Origin of the sequence: Xenorhabdus sp. SGI240 (genome assembly GCF_040081915.1) — a bacterium.
GTDB lineage: Bacteria > Pseudomonadota > Gammaproteobacteria > Enterobacterales > Enterobacteriaceae > Xenorhabdus > Xenorhabdus bakwenae.
Genome location: NZ_JBEBMB010000002.1, coordinates 1 through 2,862 on the forward strand (window position 1 = coordinate 1; position 2,862 = coordinate 2,862).

The 2,862-nt window shown below is 54.2% G+C and carries 4 protein-coding genes; all 4 read right to left on the minus strand.

What is annotated here, in order from left to right:
• Positions 1-205 precede the first annotated feature (205 nt).
• The 4 genes from ABLA76_RS00560 to ABLA76_RS00575 all read right to left on the minus strand — a co-directional run bounded on the left by ABLA76_RS00560 (position 206) and on the right by ABLA76_RS00575 (position 2,671).
• Positions 206-1,129: a DUF1281 domain-containing protein gene (locus tag ABLA76_RS00560; protein ID WP_348986457.1), complete on the minus strand. Its 924-nt coding sequence runs from the start codon at positions 1,127-1,129 to the stop codon at positions 206-208.
• A gap of 90 nt (positions 1,130-1,219) precedes the next feature.
• The gene (locus tag ABLA76_RS00565; RefSeq protein ID WP_348986458.1) at positions 1,220-1,528 is read right to left on the minus strand and encodes a TA system toxin CbtA family protein; all 309 of its coding nucleotides are present in this window, start codon (positions 1,526-1,528) and stop codon (positions 1,220-1,222) included.
• 16 nt (positions 1,529-1,544) lie between these two features.
• Complete coding sequence (locus ABLA76_RS00570) at positions 1,545-2,003, minus strand: hypothetical protein (RefSeq protein WP_348986459.1); 459 nt, start codon at positions 2,001-2,003, stop codon at positions 1,545-1,547.
• 203 nt (positions 2,004-2,206) lie between these two features.
• Positions 2,207-2,671 (minus strand): antirestriction protein, encoded by a 465-nt coding sequence (locus ABLA76_RS00575; RefSeq protein WP_348986460.1) that lies wholly within the window; start codon positions 2,669-2,671, stop codon positions 2,207-2,209.
• Positions 2,672-2,862 lie beyond the last annotated feature (191 nt).

The following is a 2,862-nucleotide window of genomic DNA, read 5'->3' on the forward strand; positions in this document are numbered from 1 at the left end:
TCCTGAAAGACCTGGTAACGACGGTGATAACGCGCCGTCTGGTTAAACAGCGCGATAAATTCTTTCTGGTGATCCGGCTGTGATGACATCACGTGTTTTCCTTGCAAAAAATAAAGGGAAAACACGTTCCGAAAGGGGAACCTGTTTTCCCCTTTCGGTTGAAGTGAAGATAAAACAATACATTAATGGTGAGTTAAACGAATGGCTATGGCCCGACCGCGATGGCCGGCACGGGCAGGTTCACCGCCTGCTTCTCCTCGTTGACCAGATAAAGCGCCGGCCGGTTTTCCCGTCCTGACTGCCCGTTGCCGCTGTCCACATGCTCGCCCTGGTCATAGCAATCGTAGCCTTTGAGCTGACCTGACGATGCGCTGTACCCGTGGCGGATTTCACAGTCAAACACCGATGACAGTTCGCCCATCAGTTCGGCCGACGGCGGTGCCCAGGGGGAGTCAAAACGCACGGTTAAGCAGCTGACATTGCGGCGCTCCCAGCGGACATGGTGACCCAACGGCCATTCAAGGCCGTATTGCCCGTCGTAAAACTGCGCCGTCGTCGCAATGCCTTTCAACAACCCACTGTTACCGTTAATCTCAGTCGCCAGCCGGGTCGGCATTATCATCAGCATATCGCAGGGCGGCGCCGATGCCGGGTAAGCGTTCAGCTTATCCCAGCACGCGCCGATATCGGGCGTCTCAGACCAGCCTACCATCCCAAACCAGTCGGTATACTGACGGGTCAGGAGACGGGTGATACTGTCGCGCGCCAGCGCCGGAATATTTTCCCAGCGCACCAGGCTGAGACCGGACTGGCGGTACAGGTTATCTATCCGTTTAATGTTATCGCTGCTTAACGGCACATTATCCTGCAACAACGTCAGCCACTGTTCAAAAGCCAGGCTCTGCGCCGTCGGTGCCGCCGTGCTGCGTACTAAATCAGGGTAAGGCGTATAAGTTTGCGGTTTAGTCGGTTTCAGTATCCCCGCACAGCCCGCCAGAAACAATCGCAGGCTTTGCAGTACCGCCTGGCGGTAACGGGGAATTTCTTCACCGCAGACCCATTGTTGCATCACGTCAATACACACTGACTTGCCGGTAATTTCCAGTTGATTGGTGACCCATTCTGCCATGGTTAAGTTCCTCATTGGATTAATAAGAATAAACCGGAGGAACCGCGCCATCAGGGCACAATTCCCCCGATGGGTGATTAAAAAAATGGGTTACTCGGACGGTGACCCGTTGGCCTGACTGAGCATCGTTTCGGTAATACCGCAGTCGAAAAGCACTCTCAGTTCATCATGAATACCCAGATACGGTGTACTGCGCGGGATACCCTGCGCATCTAGCCGGGTTAAATCGTATTTATCCACTAACGCGTTAATGGCTTCAAATGGGGGGACGCCATGGGCCATCAGTTCAGCCACCGTGTCGGCTTCACACAGGACCGTATCCTCCAGGTTCAGGCCAAAATGACGCTTCAGCAGCGTGCCGGCAATCACCTGCCAGACGGTTAAACGCAAAGGTGCCATAGTGATACCTCACGCGTTAAACACTGACTGTCGTGCCGTGCCGGAGAATATCCCGCACTTCACGACACTGTTGATAACAGGGTGAAACCACATGCAGCGACAGTAAGTGCGCCTCATGCCACAATGCCCGGGCAGCCTGTGCATTCTGCCAGCTCTGCTCAAGCACGGCTGACTGACACAACTGCTGCTGTTGCTTTTCCAGTGACAGGCGGTCTGATACCAGCGTCACCGGCTGCGCCCATACAATCTCATCATAGCATCGGCCACCGAGCACTTTTTCATCCTGGGCGTCATAAATCATGACGGTCAGCGGGAAAAAAATGCACTTCGCCTGATGAGATAACGTTTCCGGCACCGGCCAGTCGCCCAGCAGATGGATAACCTTCAGGCGCTGCACCGCTTCGGTGACCGAAGCCGCTTCGCACACGGTCAGGGTTTCTTCCCGCAGGGATTGCCTCGCTTGCGGGTGTTGCATCAGGCCGGTGACCTGCACGGTAAAAATGTCTTCATGGCATGCCGGACCGGTGTCATCCGGGGCCGGTAAAAAAATGGGGTCCATACGTATTTCCTTGATTTGAGGTCAAATAAAGAAAACACCCGCCCGAGACCGGGAAGGTGTTTTCAGCTCCCTGGTCAGGCGCTTAAGAAAAGGGTTAACAGCATCATGGGCTGATAACGTCAGTGAGAATGATTATTTTTATTTTCGATTAATGACCGGCTGATAAAGTCCTCGGGGGGCACCCATGTCATGACTGACCTTATCAGACCGCTTTCCGGGTGCTGAGCCACATATTCCCGCAATTCACGGAACCGACTGGCATCCGCATTCGGCCCATTCAGCGCGGCAATACGGGCAAGCACGATTGAGGTCACCGCCAGCCCGAAGGCATCCGCCGAGAGTGTCACCCTTAACTGCGTGTCCGACAGGTAAACCGAATAGGTTTTCTCTGATGCCGGCACCATATAGGCCAGCGACTCAGACACCTGCCGGCCTGTCCATTGCTCAGACGGGTCATCCTGACATAACGTTGAGGCGGTATTGACAAGCAGAAAGCCCAGAAACAACCGCTCCAGCGGTTTTTTACCGGGAAATGCCGCAGACAGCGCGGGACTGTCCAGCATGATAAGTTCTCTTTTTTGCATGATGTTCTCCTTAAATAAAAAAGACGGAGAACACCCTGCCCGACGGGAAGCATGTTCCCCGTCCGGGTGACTGGCATCGTGCCAGGGTGGATTAAATAACCTTCATCATCAACAACGATGATATCTGCTTCCAAAGGTGCGCAGATGTACCACACAGTGTGGACTCCCTTGCAGGCTACGGGAGTGTTGGC

Excerpts from the sequence above, each read along its gene's own strand:
- ABLA76_RS00575 (WP_348986460.1), bottom strand. The coding sequence starts at position 2,671 with ATGCAAAAAAGAGAACTTATCATGCTGGACAGTCCCGCGCTGTCTGCG.
- ABLA76_RS00560 (WP_348986457.1), bottom strand. The coding sequence starts at position 1,129 with ATGGCAGAATGGGTCACCAATCAACTGGAAATTACCGGCAAGTCAGTG.
- ABLA76_RS00565 (WP_348986458.1), bottom strand. The coding sequence starts at position 1,528 with ATGGCACCTTTGCGTTTAACCGTCTGGCAGGTGATTGCCGGCACGCTG.
- ABLA76_RS00570 (WP_348986459.1), bottom strand. The coding sequence starts at position 2,003 with ATGCAACACCCGCAAGCGAGGCAATCCCTGCGGGAAGAAACCCTGACC.